Source organism: Bacillus sp. Medicinal_06, assembly GCF_056711665.1.
This window is the reverse complement of record NZ_JBWYHD010000001.1, coordinates 293,794-316,779: the sequence shown is the minus strand read 5'-3', so window position 1 is coordinate 316,779 and position 22,986 is coordinate 293,794. Positions and strand designations below refer to the sequence as shown.

General features: G+C 35.7%; 20 protein-coding genes, 2 pseudogenes and 1 riboswitch. Of the genes and pseudogenes, 14 read left to right on the top strand and 8 right to left on the bottom strand.

The genetic code is table 11. The annotated features are described in order from the left end of the window. Positions 1-231: 231 nt before the first annotated feature. Positions 232-1,902 carry an IS200/IS605 family accessory protein TnpB-related protein gene (locus tag AC1M36_RS01675; RefSeq protein WP_479845531.1) on the top strand — a complete coding sequence of 557 codons (1,671 nt, stop codon included), beginning with the start codon at positions 232-234 and terminating at the stop codon, positions 1,900-1,902. Positions 1,903-2,771: 869 nt separating this feature from the next. On the opposite strand, the gene AC1M36_RS01670 is transcribed toward AC1M36_RS01675, so the two are convergent. Next, the gene (locus tag AC1M36_RS01670) at positions 2,772-3,389 is read right to left on the bottom strand and encodes a DUF2238 domain-containing protein (protein WP_336454535.1); all 618 of its coding nucleotides are present in this window, start codon (positions 3,387-3,389) and stop codon (positions 2,772-2,774) included. A gap of 117 nt (positions 3,390-3,506) precedes the next feature. On the opposite strand from AC1M36_RS01670, the pseudogene AC1M36_RS01665 reads away from it, so the two are divergent. Further along, positions 3,507-3,781: pseudogene (locus AC1M36_RS01665) on the top strand (DUF2953 domain-containing protein); the annotation flags it as partial. Between the two features lie 412 nt (positions 3,782-4,193). On the opposite strand, the gene AC1M36_RS01660 reads toward AC1M36_RS01665, so the two are convergent. Beyond that, the gene (locus AC1M36_RS01660; protein WP_336454536.1) at positions 4,194-4,412 is read right to left on the bottom strand and encodes a hypothetical protein; all 219 of its coding nucleotides are present in this window, start codon (positions 4,410-4,412) and stop codon (positions 4,194-4,196) included. A gap of 149 nt (positions 4,413-4,561) precedes the next feature. Between AC1M36_RS01660 and AC1M36_RS01655 the strand changes: the two are divergent. The 5 genes and pseudogenes from AC1M36_RS01655 to AC1M36_RS01635 form a co-directional block, all read left to right on the top strand. Continuing rightward, a pseudogene (locus tag AC1M36_RS01655) lies at positions 4,562-4,914 on the top strand (pyroglutamyl-peptidase I family protein); the annotation flags it as partial. A 69-nt stretch (positions 4,915-4,983) separates the two neighbouring features. Then, positions 4,984-5,703, top strand: a complete 720-nt coding sequence (locus AC1M36_RS01650) for an NAD-dependent protein deacylase (RefSeq protein ID WP_336454537.1) — start codon at positions 4,984-4,986, stop codon at positions 5,701-5,703. A 361-nt stretch (positions 5,704-6,064) separates the two neighbouring features. After that, positions 6,065-6,472, top strand: coding sequence for a DUF3942 family protein (locus AC1M36_RS01645; protein ID WP_420792389.1), 408 nt, complete (start codon positions 6,065-6,067; stop codon positions 6,470-6,472). A gap of 827 nt (positions 6,473-7,299) precedes the next feature. Then, positions 7,300-9,453, top strand: a complete 2,154-nt coding sequence (locus AC1M36_RS01640; protein WP_479845530.1) for a peptidoglycan D,D-transpeptidase FtsI family protein — start codon at positions 7,300-7,302, stop codon at positions 9,451-9,453. 244 nt (positions 9,454-9,697) lie between these two features. Then, a complete protein-coding gene (locus AC1M36_RS01635) occupies positions 9,698-11,368 on the top strand; it encodes an IS200/IS605 family accessory protein TnpB-related protein (RefSeq protein WP_479845529.1) in 1,671 nt (556 codons plus the stop codon). Positions 11,369-11,661: 293 nt separating this feature from the next. Here AC1M36_RS01635 and AC1M36_RS01630 read toward each other — a convergent pair whose 3' ends face one another. Beyond that, positions 11,662-12,423, bottom strand: a complete 762-nt coding sequence (locus tag AC1M36_RS01630) for a class I SAM-dependent methyltransferase (protein WP_479845528.1) — start codon at positions 12,421-12,423, stop codon at positions 11,662-11,664. A 577-nt stretch (positions 12,424-13,000) separates the two neighbouring features. Between AC1M36_RS01630 and AC1M36_RS01625 the strand changes: the two genes are divergently transcribed. Next, complete coding sequence (locus tag AC1M36_RS01625) at positions 13,001-13,777, top strand: TerC family protein (RefSeq protein ID WP_479845527.1); 777 nt, start codon at positions 13,001-13,003, stop codon at positions 13,775-13,777. 46 nt (positions 13,778-13,823) lie between these two features. On the opposite strand, the gene AC1M36_RS01620 is transcribed toward AC1M36_RS01625, so the two are convergent. From AC1M36_RS01620 to AC1M36_RS01600, 5 genes are all read right to left on the bottom strand, one after another. Next, the gene (locus tag AC1M36_RS01620; RefSeq protein ID WP_336451395.1) at positions 13,824-14,123 is read right to left on the bottom strand and encodes a Fe-S cluster assembly protein HesB; all 300 of its coding nucleotides are present in this window, start codon (positions 14,121-14,123) and stop codon (positions 13,824-13,826) included. A 97-nt stretch (positions 14,124-14,220) separates the two neighbouring features. Continuing rightward, positions 14,221-14,730, bottom strand: a complete 510-nt coding sequence (locus AC1M36_RS01615) for a GNAT family N-acetyltransferase (protein WP_479845526.1) — start codon at positions 14,728-14,730, stop codon at positions 14,221-14,223. After that, positions 14,727-15,332: a GNAT family N-acetyltransferase gene (locus tag AC1M36_RS01610; RefSeq protein ID WP_336451393.1), complete on the bottom strand. Its 606-nt coding sequence runs from the start codon at positions 15,330-15,332 to the stop codon at positions 14,727-14,729. Before AC1M36_RS01610 ends, AC1M36_RS01615 begins: the two co-directional genes overlap by 4 nt. Positions 15,333-15,434: 102 nt before the next feature. Next, positions 15,435-16,898 (bottom strand): amino acid permease, encoded by a 1,464-nt coding sequence (locus AC1M36_RS01605; RefSeq protein ID WP_336451392.1) that lies wholly within the window; start codon positions 16,896-16,898, stop codon positions 15,435-15,437. A gap of 113 nt (positions 16,899-17,011) precedes the next feature. Then, positions 17,012-17,204, bottom strand: a riboswitch (Lysine riboswitch). Positions 17,205-17,614: 410 nt separating this feature from the next. Beyond that, a complete protein-coding gene (locus AC1M36_RS01600) occupies positions 17,615-18,514 on the bottom strand; it encodes a sulfite exporter TauE/SafE family protein (RefSeq protein WP_479845525.1) in 900 nt (299 codons plus the stop codon). A gap of 209 nt (positions 18,515-18,723) precedes the next feature. Between AC1M36_RS01600 and AC1M36_RS01595 the strand changes: the two genes are divergently transcribed. The 6 genes from AC1M36_RS01595 (at position 18,724) to AC1M36_RS01570 (ending at position 22,983) form a co-directional block, all read left to right on the top strand. After that, on the top strand, positions 18,724-19,527 hold the full coding sequence (locus AC1M36_RS01595; protein WP_336451390.1) for a VOC family protein: 804 nt from the start codon (positions 18,724-18,726) through the stop codon (positions 19,525-19,527). Positions 19,528-19,541: 14 nt separating this feature from the next. Continuing rightward, on the top strand, positions 19,542-20,483 hold the full coding sequence (locus tag AC1M36_RS01590) for an aminoglycoside phosphotransferase family protein (RefSeq protein WP_336451389.1): 942 nt from the start codon (positions 19,542-19,544) through the stop codon (positions 20,481-20,483). Between the two features lie 14 nt (positions 20,484-20,497). Continuing rightward, the gene (locus tag AC1M36_RS01585; protein WP_336451388.1) at positions 20,498-21,238 is read left to right on the top strand and encodes a metallophosphoesterase family protein; all 741 of its coding nucleotides are present in this window, start codon (positions 20,498-20,500) and stop codon (positions 21,236-21,238) included. Between the two features lie 149 nt (positions 21,239-21,387). Next, positions 21,388-21,585, top strand: coding sequence for a hypothetical protein (locus tag AC1M36_RS01580; protein WP_336451387.1), 198 nt, complete (start codon positions 21,388-21,390; stop codon positions 21,583-21,585). Between the two features lie 688 nt (positions 21,586-22,273). Then, the gene (locus AC1M36_RS01575; RefSeq protein WP_479845524.1) at positions 22,274-22,756 is read left to right on the top strand and encodes a DUF2975 domain-containing protein; all 483 of its coding nucleotides are present in this window, start codon (positions 22,274-22,276) and stop codon (positions 22,754-22,756) included. 11 nt (positions 22,757-22,767) lie between these two features. Further along, entirely contained in the window at positions 22,768-22,983 is a 216-nt protein-coding gene (locus tag AC1M36_RS01570) for a helix-turn-helix domain-containing protein (RefSeq protein WP_336451386.1), read from the top strand. Positions 22,984-22,986 lie beyond the last annotated feature (3 nt).

Below are 22,986 nucleotides of genomic sequence, written 5' to 3'. Positions count from 1 at the left end.
TTAAAAAATAGAAAGTGGTAGTAATATAAAAGAGGTTAGAAAAAGCATGACCACCCGCCAATTGAAAGGTGGTTTTTTATCATTTTAACCGAGAAGACCCCCTCCTCTAAATGAAGTGAAGGTGGGGGATGAATCGGTTTTTTCTTTTTAAAGAAAACGTCTCTCTTTTTGTAGAACTAACGTTCGATTTGGTGTATAATGAGCTTATCAAATAAAAAGAGGTGAGAACAGGTGAAGAAAGCGTATTTTTCGAAACGGATCTACAAGATAGATGTACCGCATGAAATGGTAGATGCATTGGCAGAGACAGTCGAAACATTTAATCAGGCAAAACGTTTTGCATTTCAAACGATGGTTCGAGAAAAACGTTGGAACCGTAAGTTGTATCCAGACAGTCTTCATCTCGTTCTCAAGCGGAAATATCAATTGAATGATTATTATGCAAACAGTGCGGCGCAAGAAGCAAAGGCGTTGTTTACAGGTTTAATGGCGTTACAAAAACGATATGAGAAGCAAACGCAAGAGAAGCTTAAGAAGCTCAAGAAAAAGTTGAAACAAGAACGGACAAAACTAACAAATCTTCGCAAAATCAAACAAAGTTGTGTGAAAGGGACGCTGACGTTTCCGAAAAACACCCGCTTCGCAAAGCACAACAACCTCATCTCCTTATCCCGTAAAAAAGACACCTTAATTTGGCTAAATGAATATCTGTTTGAACACCAATACTTAGATGTTCAAATCAAAAGAATTCAGGCGAAAATCGGTCATCTCACTCACAGACAATCCCGTTTAACGCAAAAACTTTCATCTGATCAAACGCATATTCCAAGCGCAGTATTTGGAAGTAAAAAACTGTTTCGCTCGCAATTTACCATCCGCGAGTTTGTACGGAACCATGACAAATGGAAAACATTATTTTCTCGTGCTCGAAATAAACAACTGATCCTATCTGGACGGAAAGATGCCAAACATGGCAATTTTGTATTTCAGTATGTGCTGGAGACAAAAGAATTGTGGATGACGACAAGTTCCGGAAAAACACTTATGTTTCCAGCTGTTATGTTCCCATATGGGCAAGAAATGATTGAAGAAGTAATCACAACTCAATTACAGTGTAAGAATAAGAAAAAGGATGGCAAACCGATTGCGTGGTCTGTGGAAGACTATGGTTCCTATTATATTGTGAAATGTGTAGTCGATGTACCAGAAAATCCACACACGAATTACAGCACATCAGATGGTGTGATCGGTGTAGATTGTAATCTTGAGCATTTTGCTTGGGCACATGTAACGAAGGATGGGAATTATAAAGGAAGTGGTTCCCTTCGTTTTTCTATTATGGGTAAATCTACAGGACAAATCACAAAAATCATCGAAGTGGAAGCGATTCGCTTAGTGGACTTAGCGGAGCGGTATAACAAGCCGATTGTACTAGAGAAACTAGATACGACCCAATCGAAAACAGGAAATCGATATGGGAATAAGCGAGCCAATCGAATGAAGAGTATGTTTGCGTATGAGAAGATGACAAGTGCCATTCTGAATCGTGCAAATAAAAGGGGCGTGGCTGTCTTTCAAGTGAATCCCGCTTACACTTCAATCTCTGGAAAGATGAAATACATGCGGAAATTCGGCATCTCTATTCATCAATCCGCGGCCTTTACAATTGGTCGCCGGGGATTAAGATATAAAGAAAAAGTACCTCGGGTGCTTCAGCCATATATTCCAAAGAAAGACGCACATCATTGGAGTCATTGGCATCAATTAAACAATCAATTGGATATTCGCACGCATCATTTCTATCAGCTATATGATGTAGATCAACCGCAAGAGGCATTACAAATCGAGCGATTACACTTGTTTGAAAATGAAAAGAAAAAACTAGCAAAACTATCTGTATGATAAAGAAGAACACTTTGTCCCAGATTTTTACGCTTATTACCAGAGCAGATAATAGGTCTAGGAACTGGATGCATGACAAAGTGTTCTAGCCTCGATATAAGAAAAAGTAGTTGTACCTATTTTGTTTGCCTTTCGTCGGAAGATAGAATGGGTCGTCTTACATTCCATATAGACACTACCGAACTCTATATCGTTGTATCCTCTTTGTTGAACGAGAGGAACTGTTTTTGTGAGGACAGAGACAGGGGAATCCCCAACCTCAAGCTCTTGTAGAGGTAGGTGGGGGTAATTCAATACAAAAAATCAACATTAAACATTAATAGATCTAGTAGATAAAAATTCATCTTAGCTTTATGGGCATACGGCTATATTCATAAAGAGGGAGATTTACGGGATTCTGATGTGGTTGAATTCTTATAAGTATTGGAATAGTACGCTAATGCGATGATGCTCTAGCTAGAAAAAACGATCCATTTGAATCATATTGTAACGAAGGGAAACAAAAGTGGTACAAGCAATCTAAAAAGAGCAGCTCGCATAAGCTAATTGCTCAGCCCAGGGAGAAATAAGTTTGGGTAGGGTACTACAAAATTGGATTGTGGCTATTCACCAGCCTATCTATAGTATGGACGAGATTTGGAATATTATGCAAAAAAATGCTATTCTCTTTGTAGAAATATACATAAAGAATAGCGTTTTTTCATTATGAGAATACAAACCAATCTTAGCTTGATGAGGATAGAGAAGAACTTCTATGAGTATTATGAATAAACATTATTGAAATGAAAATAGTTTTTTTATGTTCATTAAGGTATATAACATGATTTAGTTTTATTGCTAAACAGATTCCTCTATACTCAACCTTTTATTCATTCTTTTTTTAACAACCGATTATGTAGTGTTGAAAGGGTGAGTAATGCGAGAATCGAACCCACTAAGGCAAGTGACATATCCCATTGTGCATCCCAAACGTCGCCTTGTGTACCTAAAAAGTCTTTAGCTGCCGTTCCTCCCTTTGTTATTTTAAATGCTATCCATTCGATGATTTCGTATAATGCAGCGATAGCAAGCGAAATGCTTATACTAATCGTCACTAACCAAAAGCCGTTAGTTAGTTGAGTTTTCCGTAGTAATATTTCTCTTATCACAATTGTAAACAAGCCTTTTATCAAATGTCCAAATCGATCGTAATGATTTCGATTTAAATCAAAAACATCTTTTATCCAATTAAAAAAAGGAACCTTTGAGTATGTGTAATGACCGCCGACGAACATTATAATAGCTAGTATTGCAATAATGATATAAGAGAGAGTGGTAAAGCGAAACTTATTGTATATTGCAATTATAATGATTAGACCGAGAACGGCAGGAATAGCTTCCGCTGCCCATGTCGAGTATCTTGCAGGCTTAATAACAGACCATATAAAAACTGCGGTAACAACCAGTAATAAAAATAGATGAATCATTTTATTTTTGTCTCTTATCACTTTTTTCACTCCTATTGAAAGGCTTTTCGCTTAAAGTATTTGAAAAAACGCAGTCTCGTATACAGAGTACTTAGAACAGTTTGCCTTAGTTTACACGAATGGATATGGAGTGAAAGGATGATAGGGATGAAGTGCCTTGTAATCGAAATTGTTCTATTACTTATTTTGTTGTCGAAAATATCGTTGAAAGTTACTTTCTTATATTCATAAATAGAAAAACAGTGTTTGCTACAAGTGAAAATATGGATAATTCGATATACGTTTGATGTGTTAGAAAGAATGCAAAACAGAAGAAAAGACTGGACAAAAAAATTGAAAAAGCAGAAGAAGAGGGCGGTATTGAAAATAAAGTAATGGTACAGCTTGATAGCATTGGAGAGATAGTAAAAAAATAGAGAATATAAACTGAAAAAAGCATTTAAACTAGGCGCTTTTTTCAGTTTATTATTTGGTTTGGAAAATGGTTTAGATCCATCCCTAGATGATATGAAAAGATAAGTAATTTATAAAGTAGTATGCTCAAGAGTGAATACTCAATTTATTGTTACATAACAATAAAGATGTTGCATTATAGTCATTCGACATTTATATACAGGAAATAAAGTCATTTATGAGAGATTTTTATTAATACAACAAAGGTGTATACATTCCTGCACTAAGATTTCATAAAAAGCTCAACTTTAATTATAGTAGGGATGATACTTTTTACTTACCATCAATGGTATGGGTTATGTGAAAAAAAGACGCTTTTAAGCCATCTTTTTGTACTTATCATCAGTATTTTCTTTTCACATGAGTTTGTTTTTATTGTGATTGTTGAGCTGACTGTGTTTGTAGGGACGATTGTACTTGACTTATAAGAGTTTGGGCTTGAGCTATTTCAGTTGAAGCTTGTTTTAAAGCTTCTTCACATAGTAGTTGATCTGCAGCAGATTGTTCAATTGCTTGTGTAATAAGTCCTTTAGAAAGGGATACTGCTGCTTGTGCTTTTTTTAATTGGTTAGTATCAATTTGTTGTGGCATTTTTTGTTTCCTCCTATATTGCATTTTTTTACTCTTATATGATTTTCTTCTGTATCATTTTTTATGTACATTTTTCATATATCTTGAGCTTTTGAAAGCTGGAAATTTCTTTTCGGTTTGAAGTATTTGCAATTCTGATTAGTTACTGTGAAAATGAAGGGAATCAACCGGTTGATATGCCTATTATAGAAGGGGGACCAGCTGCGTATTGGTCTACACTTCCTCTGAAAGCTACTGTGAAAAAACTTCGGGAAGAAGGCATACCAGCTTCTGTTTCGCAAACGGCAGGTACATTTGTTTGTAATCATCTCTTTTATGCACATGTTAGAAAAAGTGAAAATAGGATTCGTTGTGGATTCCATTTCTACCCGAACAAGCAAGTAGTCATCCGGGGCAACCGAGTATGTCGTTTTCAACGATTACGAATGGAATGAAACGATTCGTACAGGTCGCATTAGAAGTAGAAACAGATATTATAGAATGTGGTGGAACAACACACTGAGCAAAAATGCAACGCCTGCCATGGACAAATGTTATAATATAGGAAGAATGATACATAGAGGTGAGAGCAATGCAACAATATGAGGAAGTTCGTTCTGTTCTAGAAAAAGCAAATAAGATTACGGTATTAACGGGTGCTGGGGCAAGTACTGAAAGTGGAATTCCAGATTTTCGCTCAGCAAATGGACTGTATGCAGATGCAAAAGTAGAAATGTACTTATCAAGGGGATATTATAACCGGAGTCCAAAAGAGTTTTGGAAACATTATAAAGAAATATTTCAAATTAACACGTTTCATCAATATAAACCGAATCGTGGGCATGAATTTTTAGCTGATTTAGAAAGAAAAGGAAAAGATATCACGGTATTAACACAAAATATCGATGGCTTACACCAATTAGGCGGGAGCAAGCATGTTATCGATTTACATGGTACACTCCAAACTGCTCATTGTCCAAAATGTAAAGCGAAGTATGATTTGCAATATATGATCGATCATGAAGTGCCACGATGTGAAACATGTAATTTTATTTTGAATCCAGATGTCGTTTTATATGGTGATACATTACCACAATATCAAAATGCAATGCAGCGCTTATATGAAACGGACGTATTACTTGTGATGGGAACTTCATTAAAAGTGCAGCCGGTTGCATCGTTCCCGCAAATTGCAAAAAGAGAAGTAGGCGCAACGACTATATTAGTGAATGAAGAGTTAACAGGGCAAGAATATCATTTTGATTATGTCTTCCAGCAGAAGATTGGGCAGTTTGTAGGTTGTTTTAAATGATTTAATTGTTTCAACGAAGGAGCGAATCAAGGAGTATTACACACTTCTATGGTCACAACAAACAGTGGCAATTGTAATACATTTTCTTCGTGGTGCGGTTCAAGTGAAATTTGCTAGAGTTGTTGGGATCAAAGATGGCCCAACAGCAGTATATATATATCATTTTTCTTGGGGATAAAAAAAGAATTCAGTATTTCAGTGTGTTTAGCTTTGATTCGTAGATTAAGTAGTATCAATTTTCTTAGGCGCTGCCGTAATCGGTACAGCGTCTTATTATTTATTGGGAACTTGTTTTTCGCTATGATACAATTATATTGATTAATAATTCTGATATTAAATGCGGAAAGGAGTGTTGGAAAAAGTGAGCTTCCCAGATGAATTTGCAATAAAAATAAAAGAATATTTAGAAGACGAGAAGGATAAAAAAATTATCAAGAACGGGCACAGAGATGTAATCTATCAATATTTATATGAATTAGAAATTAAGATAGGTTTTATAAAGAATCCTAATTTTAATTTTTTTACATCTGGTAGACGTACTCATATAGTAGTAGAAAATATTGAATTTAAAACAGAAGTACATACTGAAAATAATATCATTGAAATTACCAAAATTGTTGATGAAGTAGTTACTCCTCTTGATACAATTATTGCAAAAGATGGAGAATTGTTCGCTTTAGGTCGTAATGAAAAATTTACGACAGAGATCTTAGAAGACTATCTGCGTGAAACATTTAGTGAAAAACTAGGATTATCACTCACTAATTAACTATTTTAAAGCATTCCTTATGGAGTGCTTTTTATTGCGTGAAAATTACATAGGTGGTCTAATGGATGGCATTTTTGTACGCAAATCTTTAAATAACATTTACTCGATCTTTAAAAAAAGAAACAATCTCATCTGAAATTAAACTTTTATAATCTTAGATTGCTACCTTCTTAGGAACGAATGAGCATAGAGCGAAACGTCTTTCATACAGGTGCTCGCTTTATTTATTATAGATACACACAGATCAGAGACATTATTACTCGCAATAGATACAATAATGTAACGATTGATAAAGTAAAAGAACTTTTAGATATAGATGAGTTCAAATATCTTTACCAATAATAGAAGAAATACATTATATTATTTCTTTTGTTGAACAAAACATGCAAATAAAAATCCGACTTAATGAAAAAATAATAATGAATAAACATTGATATATCAATGTTCTTGTAAAGTTAACGGGTATAATCTCTAAGGAAAATATAAGAGGAGTTTATCTCGTTTTTTGGTGGTTGAATTTTCTTAATTTTCTATAAAAATACTATAAATTATATTATCTATGTGCTTTAATATTATTAATAGAGAAGATTTTTATATCTAGATGAGAAAGTACGGTTTAATTTGTTGTTATGCACGAGATAAGGTGAAACTTTAATCAGTGGGGATTTTTTTCATCCCCACTGATTAGTAGCCCTCACCAATCGGGCTTTTACGGACAGTTAATCTCCTACCTAACTTCTTTGTTATTACTGAACTTTGAGGTGGGAGTCTTACTGTCCGTTAATGCGGGATAAAGATAGTTTAGATACTAGAAAGAGGAGAGCCTAATGAAAAAGAAGGAACAGAAAAAGAAACGGAAAAAGAAAACGCATATTCCCTTCCGATTAAATGTGCTATTTTTCTTTGTATTTCTTATGTTTTCAACTGTAATTATTCAGTTAGGTAAGGTTCAAATTATTGATGGTGAAACGTACAAAAATGAAGCAGAGAGAAAGGAAGAGAAAACAGTAAGTAAGCCTGTTCCGCGCGGTAAAATTTTTGATCGAGAAGGTCATGCGGTTGTTGATAATAAAGCATTAAGAACGATTACATATACAAAGATGAAAAGTGTGAATGCGGAACAAATTTTACATACAGCGACACAACTTGCTGGGATGATTGAAATGCCGCAGGAGGCTATGGAAAAGTTAACAGATGTAGATAAGAAAGATTTTTGGATGCAATTAAACAAGAAGCGTGCAATAGCAAAAGTAACGAAGGAAGATGAGCAGAAGTTAAGAGCCAACAAATTAACAGGGAAAGAATTTGATAAAAAAGTAGAAGAACTAAGACGAGAACGTATTACAGCGGAAGAATTAAATGAACTTACACGACAAGATATAGAAGTACTAGCAATTAAAAGTAAAATGAGTGCAGGTTACAATATGATTCCGAAAGTTATCAAAAAGGATGTCAAGCCGGAGGAATACGCAGTCGTTAGTGAGAAGTTAGCAAATCTTCCAGGGGTGGATACAACTATTGATTGGGAACGGGAATATCCATATGATAAATTACTACGATCTGTACTTGGAAATGTTTCTAGTGCTGATGAGGGACTACCGAAAGAGCAATTAGATTACTATTTAGTCCGCGATTATAACCGTAATGATCGCGTTGGCAAAAGTTATATTGAAAAACAATATGAAGATGCGCTCCATGGCATAAAAGCACAATCAAAAAATACTACTGATAAAGAAGGAAATATCATTCACACGGAACAAGTGGTAAAAGGGAAAAGTGGCAATAATTTAATGTTAACGATTGATATGGAACTGCAGAAGCAAGTGGATGAAAGTATCGAAAGAAATTTAATGGCATTTAAAGCTTCAGAGCCAATGATGGATCGAGCTTTTGTCGTTATGATGAACCCGAAAACAGGACAGCTATTATCTATTTCAGGAAAAAAACTAGTAAATAAAGATGGGAATGTACAAGTAGAAGACTATGCACTTGGTACAATGACGAGCTCTTATGAATTAGGCTCAACAGTAAAAGGTGCGACTTTATTAACGGGTTATCAAACAGGTGCGATTCAACCATTTACTCATTTTATCGATGCACCAATGACATTTAAAGGAACAACAAAAGCAAAGAAATCATGGAAAGATTTTGGTGATATTGATGATGTTAGAGCCCTGCAAGTATCTTCTAACGTATATATGTTTAACACCGCTTTAAAAATCGCGGGGATAGATTACGTACCGAATAGTCCGTTAAATATTAAACAAGAAACTTTTAATAAAATGCGTTATCATTTTGGACAATTTGGTTTAGGTGTCCCAACAGGTATTGATTTACCAAATGAGACTGCGGGGCAAAAGGGAAAAAAAGATCATACACCAGGATTCTTACTTGATTATTCAATCGGTCAATATGATACGTATACTCCGCTTCAGCTTGCGCAATACATTTCGACGATTGCAAATGGCGGTTATCGTATGAAACCACAAATTGTACAAGAAATTAGAGAGCAACCAAATAAAGCAGAGGATATCGGTAAGGTAGTTCAATCGATAGAGCCGGTTATTTTAAATCGTGTAGATATGGATATTCTCTACATTAATCAAGTAAAAGAAGGATTTAGAAAGGTGTTTCAAGAAATGGATGGAACCGGTGTAGCTCATTTTCAAAACCTTCCTTATAAGCCTGCTGGAAAAACAGGAACAGCAGAAACGGTGTATGGTGGCGATAGTGATATAGGTAAGGATGAGAATGGAGATAGAAAAAAATGTTATAACTTAACCTTAGCTGGCTATGCGCCTTATGATGCTGATCCAGAAGTTGCATTTTCAGTTGTTGTCCCATGGGTAAACGATGATAAATCAGGGATTAATTCTAAAATTGGAAGGGAAATTTTAGATGCCTATTTTGAATTGAAAGTGAAAAAATTTGGTGAGAATCCAGTTTCTGTAGTACAGCCAAATCCGAATAAACCGCAATAAAAGATCTTTGAAGAGGGAGTTTGTTTGAGCAAGAAAATTTATAATGGTAGATATATTGCAAACACTGAGGAGAGCTTTGTCTTATTTATTTATCATTTTAACCGAGAAGACCCCCTCCTCTAAACGAAGTGAAGGTGGGGGTCTTCTCGGTTTTTTCTTTTTAAAGAAAACGTCTCTTTTTTTGTAGAACTAACGTTCGATTTAGTGTATAATGAGCTTATCAAATAAAAAGAGGTGAGAACAGGTGAAGAAAGCGCATTTTTCGAAACGGATCTACAAGATAGGTGTACCGCATGAAATGGTAGATGCATTGGCAGAGACAGTCGAAACATTTAATCAGGCAAAACGTTTTGCATTTCAAACGATGGTTCGGGAAAAACGTTGGAACCGTAAGTTGTATCCAGACAGTCTTCATCTCGTTCTCAAGCGGAAATATCAATTGAATGATTATTATGCAAACAGTGCGGTGCAAGAAGCAAAGGCGTTGTTTACAGGTTTAATGGCGTTACAAAAACGATATGAGAAGCAAACGCAAGAGAAGCTTAAGAAGCTCAAGAAAAAGTTGAAACAAGAACGGACAAAACTAACAAATCTTCGCAAAATCAAACAAAGTTGTGTGAAAGGGACGCTGACGTTTCTGAAAAACACCCGCTTCGCGAAGCACAACAACCTCATCTCCTTATCTCGTAAAAAAAACACCTTAATTTGGCTGAGTGAATATCTGTTTGAACACCAATACTTAGATGTACAAATCAAAAGAATTCAGGCGAAAATTGGTCATCTCACTCACAGACAATCCCGTTTAACCCAAAAACTTTCATCTGATCAAACGCATATTCCAAGCGCAGTATTTGGAAGTAAAAAACTGTTTCGCTCGCAATTTACCATCCGCGAGTTTGTACGGAACCATGACAAATGGAAAACATTATTTTCTCGTGCTCGAAATAAACAACTGATCCTATCTGGCCGGAAAGATTCTAAACATGGCAATTTTGTATTTCAGTATGTGCTCGAGACAAAAGAATTGTGGATGACGACAAGTTCTGGGAAAACACTTATGTTTCCAGTTGTTACGTTCCCATATGGACAAGAAGCCATTGAAGAAGTAATCACAACTCAATTACAGTGTAAGAATAAGAAAAAGGATGGCAAACCGATTGCGTGGTTTGTGGAAGACTATGGTTCCTATTATATTGTGAAATGTTTAGTCGATGTACCGGAAAATCCACACACGAATTACAGCACATCAGATGGTGTGATCGGTGTAGATTGCAATCTTGAGCATTTTGCTTGGGCAAATGTAACGAAGGATGGGGATTATAAAGGAAGTGGCTCCCTTCGTTTTTCTATTATGGGTAAATCCACCGGACAAATCACAAAGATCATCGAAGTGGAAGCCATTCGCTTAGTCGACTTAGCGGAGCGGTATAATAAAACGATTGTCATCGAGAAGTTAGATACAACCCAATCGAAAACAGGAGATCGATACGGAAATAAACAAGCAAATCGAATGAAGAGTATGTTCGCGTATGAGAAGATGACAAGTGCAATTCTGAATCGTGCTGATAAAAGAGGTGTGGCTGTCTTTCAAGTGAATCCCGCTTACACTTCAATCTCTGGAAAGATGAAATACATGCGGAAATTCGGCATCTCTATTCATCAATCCGCTGCTTTTACGATTGGGCGTCGTGGATTAGGATATAAAGAAAAAGTGCCTCGGGTGCTTCAGCCTTATATTCCAAAGAAAGACGCACATCATTGGAGTCATTGGCATCAATTAAACAATCAATTGGATATTCGCATACATCATTTCTATCAGCTATACGATGTAGATCAACCGACAGAAGCTTTACAAATCGAACAGTTACACTTGTTTGAAAATGAAAAGAAAAAACTAGAGAAATTGTTTGCATAAAGAAACAGAGCACTTTGTCCCAGATTTTTACGCTTATTACCAGAGCAGATAATAGGTCTAGGAACTGGATGCATGACAAAGTGTTCTGGCCTCGATATAAGAAAAAGTAGTTGTACCTATTTTGTTTGCCTTTTGTCGGAAGATAGAATGGGTCGTCTTACTACATATAGACACTACCGAACTCTATATCGTTGTATCCTCTTTGTTGAACGAGAGGAACTGTTTTTGTGAGGACAGAGACAGGGGAATCCCCAACCTCAAGCTCTTGTAGAGGTAGGTGGGGGTAGTTCAATTTATATATTTTGAGTGTTAATCATAAAGCGATGTTGTTTCGCATCAAAATACCCTTTTTGCAAGATAATCTGATGTATCTTATATAATTCATTTATATATGTTTCAGTTTTGAAATCAGGTACTTGCCATGAGATTACTTGTAAATAATAGACGAGAGCGCCGATATCATAAAACCTTTGAACAGGAAACTCTTCTTTATATGTTAAAACTTTAAAACCATGTTGCTTAATCTCACTTAGAGCAGTTTCTAAATTCCAATTTGTAAATTCAGAATTAAGCGGTACCCCTAGTGCTTCATTGATTTCAGCGCAATCCAGTCCACCTACTTGCTGAGTAAGAAAGATGCCATTTGGAGAGAGGATTCTCTTTACTTCGCAAGGTGAGTAAGATTCATGTTGATTTAAAATGAAATCGAACTGACCATTTTCAAATGGTAATGCGTTATCATCTGTTACTTCTACAACTTCTATACCTAAAGGTTCTAACTGCTTTTTGGAGATAGGAATATTAGGAGCATAGCCTTCCGTCGCGTAAATAGTAGCAGGAAAAGGGCGTAACAAGGATAAAAATTCTCCCCCGCCTGTTCCCATATCAAGCATAGAAGTAGCATGTTGCATAAGCGAGAAAGCCATGCTTCCGTAAGACCACGAAAGTAATTGACTTTTCATACGCCCCGTTTCCGTAATAAAGGAAAAATCCCATCCACTAAAACTCGCATTTGCATTTTCTAAAAGTGCTAAAAATAATTTGTCATTTTTCATATTAGATCCTCCTGTTTATTATATGAGTAGTGAATAAACAGTGGGGGAGGATCTCTAATTACAATATACGGTTGTTACGTTTCGTGTTCTAGTATATTCATAAGGAATCACTCCTGGAAAAGTCTGTTGTTTTATCTTCTAGGTTTGTAAGTAGGATACCTGCTAACAGTAATAAATAAAATAGGTGTAGCTGTAGTATTGTACGAACCTGAAACGAGAAAATTGATATCTCTAGATGATGATATGCAAACTTTTTGTTTTGGAGGCACTTCAACTTACACCGAAAACAAATTATTAAAACTGTAAAAACGTTTCTAGCCAAAATAATCTTTAGCGCAAAGGTGTCATAGTTTTTATTTCAAATCATGTTTCATAATAATAAAATTGTTTAAAAATGTCATTCATGTTAGTTAGCGGTACTTTTTTGTTTTGGTTGAAATTACAATAAATAGAAGACGAAGAAGTAACTGTCAAAATATTTTAGCCATAAGTTTTAGGATTTCATTTGGCTTAATGGGAAATTCTATTGTTAGCAAAGCTTTTACCTAATTTTTAGTTTTAGAAAGGAGAGAAGTGGATGGAGTCATTATGGCTAGAGTATGCTTGGGCACTATTAATTCTAATCGGATTAGAAGGATTGTTATCGGCTGACAATGCCCTTGTACTAGCAGTGATAGCCAAGCATTTACCCGAAGATCAGAAAAAAAGAGCTATAAATTACGGAATCATTATGGCCTTCGCTTTCCGATTTGCTGCCCTTTTTGCTATTTCATTTATTGCAAATGTCTGGCAGATACAGGCAATAGGAGCAGCTTATCTTCTTTACCTAGGATTAAAGCATGTCATTCAGGCACGATTCGGAAAAGAGAATAAGAATATTCATAAGGACGATGAAAAGGAATCGGCAGGTAAAGGGTACTGGTTCACAGTAGGAAAGATTGCATTAGCTGACCTTGCTTTTGCAATTGATTCGATACTAGCTGCGGTTGCTCTTGCCCTGGGTCTTCCAGATTCACCGCTAGACGATTTCGGTGGTATGGATGGAGGACAGTTCATTGTTGTTCTTCTTGGAGGTATTGCCGGACTTATCTTAATTAAATTTGCAGCAACCTGGTTTGTACAACTTCTTGAAAAACGTCCAGCATTGGAAACAACAGCATATGCAATTGTTGCCTGGGTCGGTGTCAAACTTGCTGTAATTACACTTGCCCATGAGGATATTGGTGTCTTAGACCAGGATTTTCCACACAGTACAGCTTGGACTTTGATCTTCTATGGCGTATTAGTCGGTATTGCCCTAATTGGTTGGTTTGCGCCGGGAAATAAGTCAGTTCAGAAAAGTTCTACAAAGTAAAAATGAAGAATTCCCCATGCTTCGGTTAAGAAACAGGGGGGACTCTTCATTTTTTTATCGATAAACCATACACAAGTGTTTCACTAGGAGTCGTAATACTAAAACCAGTCGTTTTATAATCAAGTTTTAATGTATCGCCAACATAGTCTTTTGCAAACTCATCCATTTGAATAATCAGTTGTTCCTCTTCATAAACAACTTCATTTGAGTTATATTCATCAAAAATTAAATCAACATCAACAAATATACTGCAAGAATTCGTCATCGTACCTCTAATACGTATAATAGTTTTATCGTTTGATTTATGTAATATTGCTTTTGCCTCATCTGTTACGCGAATGTTCATGGAATCCCAACTTTCGTTTATAGTTCTTATTCTATTATTGCAAAAACATGAGGAATAGGGAAGTAAAGGGATTCGTTGAATGATACACGCATAGAGATTATGGTTTGGAAAGTAAAGATCGAACTGTAAATGTTTGTGTGAAGCATAATTCGTTATCAATTATTTTCTCAACTTCTTGATACATGATTTCATTCTTTTGATAAAATTTTTTCCAGAAGTTTACCGCTTTTGTGTTACTTTTTAGTTGCATGACATAATAAGTTCCGTTGTACTGTTTCAATAGTTCTAAAATCGCTTGATTTGCTATCTTTTTACCGCGATATGCTTTTAATAGAAAAAAGTCGTTAATACAATAATTGGTTTCAGGTGTGGTGAATGGTGAACGTGCAAACAGAAGAAAACCAATATATTTTTCTTCATATTTAATCAAGTAGGGAACAAGCTCTTCTCGAGTACAAATAAGTTCAAAAGCATCAAATTCAAAAAATCCCTTTTCATTCGGATGAAGGGTAGGAGAGAATTCGGATAAATCATGTAAGTATAACGAATAAAAATTTCTTAATATCTCTCTTTGCGCTGTAGAAACAGCTTCAAGGGTAATGTTCATTTTAATACCGCCTTTTGTAAAAATAACTCCTTTGTAATCTGAAAGTACAGCATACCTTCATATTCTTGAAGTGTTTTCTCCAAGTTTTGTACAGTTTCTTTGAATTCAAATCCAAGTCTATTTAATACATGAATAGATTTTTTGTTTTCTGGAAAGACGGAGGCCATAATTGTCTCGATTTCAATAGTTGAAAAAGCATATTGTAAAAGAGCGGACGTTGCTTCGGTGGCAAAACCTTTTCCCCATGTATCACGCGAAAGTGCGTAATATAGTTCAGTTGAAGTTGGTTCGAAATCAGATGGACCTAATCCACAATAGCCGATTAATTTTTGAGAAGTCTTTTCTATAATAGAAAGATTAAATTTACCAATATGGTTTACAGTATTTCTTTGATTCATATCTATGCTCCAGTAAATAATATCTTCAATTTCTTTAAGAGAATAAATAGGTTCTGGAATATAGAGATTTACTTCAGGTTGTTTTTGTAATTCGTATAAGGCTGATGCATCACAGATCCTATAAGGTCGTATATGTAGTCTTTCTGTTTCAATTCGAGCATTTACAAACATGTATGTCACACCTTCTTTATGTTGATTTTTCACATGTAATACACCATTCACAGAAAATGAGTATATCCTTTCAATATGAAAATTCATTCCAGCAAAAAAAGGTGAGCAAACATAGCGTTTGCTCACCTTTCTCACTTATAGTTCACATTTATCAAGAGGTATTACTTTTGTTTTCTTTGTAAATTTATATCCTAACCACAATACAAGGAAGAGTGGTAATCCGATATAAGAAACGAGTACACCGTTCCAATCGATTGATTCCCCCATAAATGCACCGTAATTTTGTCCTAAGATAACAATGATACAAAGTGCAAATGCGAAAATTGGACCAAATGGGAACCATTTTGCTTTATAAGGAAGGTCATTTAAATCTTTTCCTTGTGCAATATATGCTTTTCGGAAACGATAGTGACTAATAGCAATTCCGACCCATGCGATAAAGCCAGACATTCCAGAAGCGTTTAATAGCCAAACATATACAACGCCGTCGCCGTATAAAGAAGCTAAGAAAGCAGCACATCCAACTAGAGATGTTGCAATTAAAGCGTTAACGGGTACACCACGACTATTTAGTTTACCTAAAAATTTTGGTGCTTTTCCTTGACGCGCTAAGTCCCAAAGCATACGAGTGCAAGCATACATACCAGAGTTACCAGCCGATAAAACAGCTGTTAAAATAACAGCGTTCATAACAGAAGCTGCAAATGCTACACCTGCTTTTTCAAATACAAGTGTAAATGGACTTACTGTTACATCACTTGCTGCAAGACTTTCAGTTGTATAAGGAATCAATAAACTGATAACAAGAATGGCAAAGATGTAGAATAGTAGAATACGCCAAAAGATAGAACGAATTGCTTTTGGAATACTACGTTCTGGATCAGCCGTTTCACCAGCAGCTACACCTAATAATTCAGTTCCTTGGAATGAGAAACCAGCAGCCATAAATACACCGATGATTGCCATGATACCGCCGTTAAATGGTGCATCCGCAACAGTAAAGTTTTTAAATCCAACAGGTTCGCCGCCCATAATGCCGAAAATCATCATAAATCCAACAATTAAAAAGATAATAACAGTTGCTACTTTAATAAGAGCGAACCAATACTCTGCTTCACCAAACCCTTTAACAGATAAATAATTAAAAAGAAATATAATAGCTAAACAAAGACCACTCCAAATTAAAGAAGGGGTATTTGGAAACCAAAATTTCATAATTAATGTAACTGCTGCTAGTTCAGCTGCAACAGTAATTGCCCAGTTATACCAATAATTCCAGCCGAGTGCAAAGCCAAGTGATGGATCGACAAATTTTGTTGCGTATGTGCTAAATGAGCCCGTGACAGGCATATACGCTGCTAATTCAGCTAAGCTTGTCATTAAAAAGTAAACCATAATTCCGATTGCCGCATAGGCTAAGAGAGCTCCGCCAGGTCCTGCTGTGTGAATGACACCACCACTAGCAAGAAAGAGTCCGGTACCAATTGTACCGCCGAGAGAAATCATTGTAAGGTGGCGAGATTTTAACCCACGCCTTAGTTCGCCTTTTCCTTGTGTAGATTGAGTTTTAGAGGTAGCTTGATTCGCCATGCTATTCATGTTCAACACTCCTTTTCTTATAAGATTAGGAAGGAACGGGGAAGAAAAATACAAAAAACCGCCAAAGGAATTTGGCGGAACGTTTCACAAATAACCACCCCATCATACCCTTCCGTTAAGATAGCACCCCACGTTTACACGGTATTTTGTAAACGTGACAGTTCTGTTCCTATTCGGAGACAGCCCCAGCCTATATTTCCAGAGAAGAAATACAAACTTCGGCAGCATTTCCTTTAAAGCGGAGTCATTGACATTCTCTGTGTCTCATCCGTTTTACTAATAAATGCCGCAACCTCTACCTCATCGGATTGATGAGGATTTGTTCATTGCTATGATTTTTAATATATGGCAATTGTAATTAGTTTCTGAAAATATTGCAAGGAATTTTTGTAGGAAATTATCAAAAATAATCGGTTATTGTATGGGAAACGTTTTCAAAATTCCACCCGAACCTACTGAAATATGTAAAAAATGATAAAAAAATTGTTATACAAATGTTTCGCAAAAAGATAGGGAAAATCCTCTAAAATTAAAAGAAAATTCAGAAAAGTAAATTCGACATTGTTTATGTAAACATAGTTATGAATGAATGCATGAAGTTTGTAAGTGGAAAAGAGAGGTACGACAATTGTAAATGAATAAATTTGAAGTGAGGAATTAAAAAGGTAAGCAAACACATCATTTGCTTACCTCCATACTCCACAACTCGTTCTGATTTAAGGCAAAACACGTTTTTGACCAGTCGTATATCCAACATTTTGTTTTGCAGATACGGAATGATTCCGAACTGAAATGAAAAGTGCAATAATAACGATAAGACCAACTGCAACATAGGAAAGGTTAATAATTGTTGGATCTACTTTAAATGATGTAAGCAGCGTCCGGATATTTGTAAAAATAATGAGCCCGCCAACGAGTACACCAAGTAAATGGGAAGGAACAATTCGTACTAACCATGCAGCAATTGGAGCTGCCAAAATGCCACCTAACATAAGAGCAAATACCCAAACCCAGCTCACTTGTTCCCATCCTAATGAAATGAAAAATCCAATTGTTGCGGCTAATGATACCGGAAATTCACTTGTATCAACAGAACCGATTACTTTGCGTGCTTCATTTCCTCGTGCCAGTAGTACTGGTGTAGTGATAGGACCCCAGCCACCGCCGCCAGTTGAATCAACAAACCCAGCGAATAATCCAAGTGGGATAAGTTGTTTACCAGACATACGTTTACTTGATTTCACAATTTGTTTTTGAATAATAAATCGCAATAAAATGTAGACGCCTAACGTAAATAAAAAGAGTGAAATGTACGGTTTAATTAAATCGCCTGGTAAGTTACTTAAAAAACATGCACCGACAAAAGCGCCAATTGCACCAGGCAATGTTAGTCTGGAAACAGTATATTTATCAACGTTTCCAAATCGAATATGAGATACACCAGAAGCTGCAGTTGTAACAACTTCCGCTAAATGTACGGAAGCGGAAGCGACAGCAGGTGCGATTCCAAACATTAATAATAATGAGGAAGATGTTACCCCATACGCCATCCCAAGTGCTCCGTCAATCAGTTGAGCAAAAAAACCAATAATAGCAAAGACAATTAATTTCTGCATGTATAATCCCCCTGTAATAATAAATAAAAAGGCTCTTTTCTCGAGTGAGAAAAGAGCCTTTGGTTTTTCCAATCAGCTTAACATTTAGTTTTTATTATTATAATGCATATTAATCTGATAAAGCAACTGGGTTTTTAAAGTTTTTTAAATTGATTGAAATGACAGAACAGTTATATAATAAAAAGATGTAGATAAAGGGAGGGAAAATCATGTTAGCATTTGATCATCTCGTTCATGCTGTTGGGTGCACACCAAAAGAAGCAGAAGGGAAAATGAAGGAACTTGGATTTCATACCGTGCAAGGCGGGGAACATACGAACTGGGGAACGTGGAATAGTTTATGTTATTTTGATTTATCTTATATTGAATTTTTAGCGGTGCAACATGAAGATAAAGCGAAGAAAGCGGATAATCCACTTGTTCAAGAGACTGTTGAGAAATTGCAACATGGAGAAGGAATGCTCCAAATTGCCCTTCGTACAAATCATATTGAAGAATTAGCTGTAAAGCTTATGGAAAAAGGGTTGCAAGTGAAAGGACCATTCGAAGGAAAGCGAATGAGAAACGACGGACATCTTATAGAATGGAAAATGTTATTTGTAAAGCAGGAAGAGAGTAGACCGAAATTACCTTTCTTTATACAGTGGGAAGAAGTTGATGAGGACAGAAGGAGAGACTTACAAGAAGTAGGTGTCATTGCCCCGCATCGCAATGGTGTAAAAGAAATTCAGACCATATACTATGCTGTGAAAAGTGTACGTGAAACAGTAGAAAGATGGAAAGAGATCCTTGAGGTACAAGTGACTTCACCAGAAAAACATAAAGAATGGAATGCACTTTGTCAAAGCATCGTACTAAAAAATGTAAACATCCAATTTTGTGAACCGATCGATGAAGGATTTGTGCGAGAACAGTTAGTACAACATGGGGAGTGTCCTTTTGCTGTTGAATTACAAGGAGCAAATAAGCAGAAGAGTAAAAAGCAAGTGCTAGACAGTTCATACGTATATTAATCGGGGGAATCAATGTGCAAGAAGTATTAAGGGAATTAGAAAAACAATTAAATTGGCCTCGCGCAGTAAAATGTACCGTTATTTCAAAAGGATTTTCATTAGATCAAAAGTATAAAATTGAATTAGCAAATCAGGAACGCTATTTTATTAAAGTGTGTGATAGTTTGACTCGTGAACGTAAGCTTGAAGAATATGAATATATGAGCCACTTTGAATCATTAGGGATACCAATGCCAAAACTACTTTATTTCGTAAATCTGGATAAATTAAACCAATGTGTACAAGTATTTGAATGGATTGATGGAGAAGATGGGGAAGACATACTTGGGAAATTAACTGAGAAAGAGCAATACTTAGCTGGAAAACGGGCAGGGGAAGTATTAAAGACAATTCATTCAGTGAAGAGAAAGAATATAGAAGAATCTTGGGAAGTGTTTCGGTGGAGTAAGTACGAGAGATACTTGCAAGCATTAGAAGAATATGAGACTGATTTTATTGATTTAAAATCGGTGTTAACTTTTGTAGAAAATCATAAACATTTACTGCGAGGCCGGCCTATCGTATTTTTACATGACGATTTTCACCCAGCGAATCTTATGTTTTATCGTAATGAGTTTCGTGCTGTTATTGATTTTGCAAGATTTGATTTTGGAGATCCGATTCATGATTTTTACAAAATGCCTTTGTTTACAAATGATATAAGTGTACCGTTTGCGGTTGGACAAGTTCACGGGTATTGTGGTGGTGAAGCATCGCTTCATTTTTGGAAATTGTATGCACTGTATGCAGCGATGATTTTCCCAGCAGATATTGTGTGGGCAAATCGAATCACACCTAATTTACTAGATGGAATGAAAATGAGGCTAAGAAGGACTTTAGAAGAACATGATAGTTTTACATCCTATATTCCAAGTTGGTATAAATCTTTTAATAAAGATATAATAAATATAGAATAATTGGAGGTGTTTATATGGATAAAATAGCGGTTATTTCAGATATTCATGGTAATATCCCTGCGTTAGAGGCGGTTCTTGAAGATATAAAATTAAGAGGAATAGAACGAATTTTTTGCTTAGGCGATTTAGTAGGGAAAGGGCCGCAGTCTAGTGATGTAATTGATATAGTGCAGAAAGAATGCGAGCATGTTGTGATGGGAAACTGGGATGATTTTATCACAAAACCAACTGAATTTGAGACAATAAAGTGGCATCAAAGGCAGCTTTCAGAAGAACATGAGGATTATTTAAGAGGGTTACCTTTTTCAATTGAGTTTATCATGAGCGGGAAATTCATTCGAATGTTTCATGCTTCACCTCGAAGTCTATACGAAAGAATTCAACCGTATGCATCAAGAGAAGAGCGCGTAAGCATGTTTGAAAATAGTGATCTGACAGAAAATATCGAAGGTGAAAGAAAACCAGATGTTGTTTGTTATGGAGATGTTCATCAAGCATATGTTCAAAATTTTAGAGGGAAAACATTATGTAATGCGGGAAGTGTAGGGAATCCGCTTGAAATTACACAAGCTTCTTATTTAATTTTTGAAGGAATGTATAATCAAAAAGAGGCAGCGAGTTTTTCTATTCAACTTGTTCGCGTACCGTATGACATTGAAAGGGCGATTCAGCTGGCAAAAGACGTCAGCATGCCAGAGCTTGATGAATACGCACAAGAATTGACGACTGCTATGTATCGTGGATTAAAAAAGTAGATGGGTGTTTGAAGGGAAAGGAAGCCTCCTAAAAACGTACAATTAAACACTATATTGAATTGTAAAAATAACCATATATTTCTATATTTGTTTTGTGTATAATTATTATATACATAGAATTTTTCGAAAAAAGAATAGGAGGCGATTGTATGAATAAAAAGTTTAGAATCTTAATGAAAATTACACCTCCTCTAAGTATATTCTTCATTTTAATTGGTGTAGTATTTGGCGTATTAGGAGTATTGGATCAAAATATAAAAACAATAACTGGATCACTATTTATTATTGCACAAGCCGTAATTGCAATCATATATACGAAGTCTTTTAAGAAAATATGGGGTCAGTAAGTTTGAAGGAAGCAGGTGCAAGAAATTTTTCTTGCACCTGTTTTATGTTCATTTTATCCCGCTATTCGCGGGTAGTAAGACCTCCACCTCAAAATTCAGCGAAGGCAATGTCTAATTCCGACGTCCTGCGATTCTGAGCGAGCTATTTTCACTTTTCTAATGAAGGTAGGTGGGGGATCAACTGCCCGTAAAAGCCTGATTGATGAAGGGTGATTAAAGTTTCACTTGTGGATTTGAAATAAAGTTACGAAGTTTATAAGAAAGACGCGATGTTTATAAAAAAATTGCGATGTTTTGCACCATTGGATCTGTTTATCTAAAGGGATGTTTTTATAGTGAAAAGAAGATCTGCACTGAAAGGTGAAGTAAGGAACTGTTGAGTAGCAATAAAGTTACTCTACTAAGGGGCCAGATCGTTGAACAGCACCTGTATTGAAAATTGGATATTTGTGTTTGAAATACAAAAGAGATTGTGAAGGTTTGCGCTTAAACTAAAGGGCAGGTTAGCTGTACAAGTTATAAATTTAATGGTTTAAAGTTATAGAGCGTTTCTTTGAATGAGGAATGCTTTTTATTTTTGCTTAAAAAACATACAATAAAAATATTGTTTAAATTAATAAAAATTTATTGTAAAACGATAAATTGTATATTAAAATCAAAATCAGAATAAATAAGTGAGGTGCTTTTTATGAAAAAAGTAACAACGTTGTTTTTAAAAATAGCTGTTATTCTTTTAGGAGTCCCAGTTCTTGCTCTGTGCATCTTTTTGGTGCCTGAGATGGCGAATCTTGCAGCAAAATTGCTTCCACAGTTTGCTTTTATAAAATATCTCGTTTTTATCGCTTTTGATGCATCGGCTATACCTTTTTACTTTGCTTTGTATCAGGCTTTCAAACTCTTATGCTATATTGACAAAAATAAAGCTTTCTCCGATTTATCTGTAAAAGCTTTAAAGAAAATCAAATACTGTGCCATCACAATCAGTATTTTGCATGTGCTAGTTTGGCCGCTCTTCTATATCTTTGCGGAAGTCGACGACGCACCAGGAGTTATCTTTGTCGGATTGGTTGTTCCTTTCGCTTCGATGGTTATCGCAGTCTTTGCGGCTGTTCTCCAAAAACTTTTACAAGATGCAATTAATATCAAATCAGAAAATGATTTAACGGTCTGAGGTGAATAACAATGGCAATTATAATTAATATTGATGTGATGTTAGCAAAAAGGAAAATGAGCGTAACAGAACTTTCGGAGCAGGTTGGAATAACAATGGCAAACCTTTCTATATTGAAAAATGGAAAGGCAAAAGCGATTCGATTATCCACTTTAGAGGCAATTTGTAAGGCTTTAGAATGTCAGCCTAGAGATATTTTAGAATACAAAAGTGACGAAGACAGTTAAACA

Coding starts and splice junctions, on each gene's coding strand:
- AC1M36_RS01660 (WP_336454536.1), bottom strand. CDS start 4,412: ATGCCACAACAAATTGATACTAACCAATTAAAAAAAGCACAAGCAGCA.
- AC1M36_RS01650 (WP_336454537.1), top strand. CDS start 4,984: ATGCAACAATATGAGGAAGTTCGTTCTGTTCTAGAAAAAGCAAATAAG.
- AC1M36_RS01640 (WP_479845530.1), top strand. CDS start 7,300: ATGAAAAAGAAGGAACAGAAAAAGAAACGGAAAAAGAAAACGCATATT.
- AC1M36_RS01630 (WP_479845528.1), bottom strand. CDS start 12,423: ATGAAAAATGACAAATTATTTTTAGCACTTTTAGAAAATGCAAATGCG.
- AC1M36_RS01625 (WP_479845527.1), top strand. CDS start 13,001: ATGGAGTCATTATGGCTAGAGTATGCTTGGGCACTATTAATTCTAATC.
- AC1M36_RS01620 (WP_336451395.1), bottom strand. CDS start 14,123: ATGAACATTCGCGTAACAGATGAGGCAAAAGCAATATTACATAAATCA.
- AC1M36_RS01615 (WP_479845526.1), bottom strand. CDS start 14,730: ATGAACATTACCCTTGAAGCTGTTTCTACAGCGCAAAGAGAGATATTA.
- AC1M36_RS01605 (WP_336451392.1), bottom strand. CDS start 16,898: ATGAATAGCATGGCGAATCAAGCTACCTCTAAAACTCAATCTACACAA.
- AC1M36_RS01600 (WP_479845525.1), bottom strand. CDS start 18,514: ATGCAGAAATTAATTGTCTTTGCTATTATTGGTTTTTTTGCTCAACTG.
- AC1M36_RS01595 (WP_336451390.1), top strand. CDS start 18,724: ATGTTAGCATTTGATCATCTCGTTCATGCTGTTGGGTGCACACCAAAA.
- AC1M36_RS01585 (WP_336451388.1), top strand. CDS start 20,498: ATGGATAAAATAGCGGTTATTTCAGATATTCATGGTAATATCCCTGCG.
- AC1M36_RS01580 (WP_336451387.1), top strand. CDS start 21,388: ATGAATAAAAAGTTTAGAATCTTAATGAAAATTACACCTCCTCTAAGT.
- AC1M36_RS01575 (WP_479845524.1), top strand. CDS start 22,274: ATGAAAAAAGTAACAACGTTGTTTTTAAAAATAGCTGTTATTCTTTTA.
- AC1M36_RS01570 (WP_336451386.1), top strand. CDS start 22,768: ATGGCAATTATAATTAATATTGATGTGATGTTAGCAAAAAGGAAAATG.